We start from the raw sequence: 321 nt of genomic DNA, 5'->3' as shown, positions 1-321 counted from the left end.
CCGTGTTGAAGGGAGCCGTCTTGCTCGAATTCTCGTCATGCATGACGAAGTCGCACCGGTATTTGCCGGCCGGCAGGCCGTCGAGGGAGAGGTCGAGTTTGAAGAACAGTTCGCGATTGTGCGAGCGAGAGGCGATCTGAACACGGCCGACCTTCTCCATTGTGCCGAGCTTTTCGCCGGCTGCCGACACGACGGTGATGTCGACAGAAAGCGCGATCATGCTGTTGCCGAGGCCGTCCTTGCCGTAGCCGTAGCCGACCGGCTCCATGTACAGCACGATTTTCTCCCCGGGCTTGTATATGTGGTTTGCGCGCTCGCTGT

Annotated in this window: 1 pseudogene; it reads right to left on the bottom strand. The window is 59.8% G+C overall.

Annotated elements, in window-relative coordinates:
* A pseudogene (locus tag X744_RS139580) lies at window positions 1-277 on the bottom strand (hypothetical protein); the annotation flags it as partial.
* Window positions 278-321: the final 44 nt, after the last annotated feature.

This window comes from Mesorhizobium sp. LNHC252B00 (genome assembly GCF_000502955.1).
In the GTDB taxonomy this organism is placed as follows: domain Bacteria; phylum Pseudomonadota; class Alphaproteobacteria; order Rhizobiales; family Rhizobiaceae; genus Mesorhizobium.
This window is presented reverse-complemented; position numbering and strand designations above follow the sequence as displayed.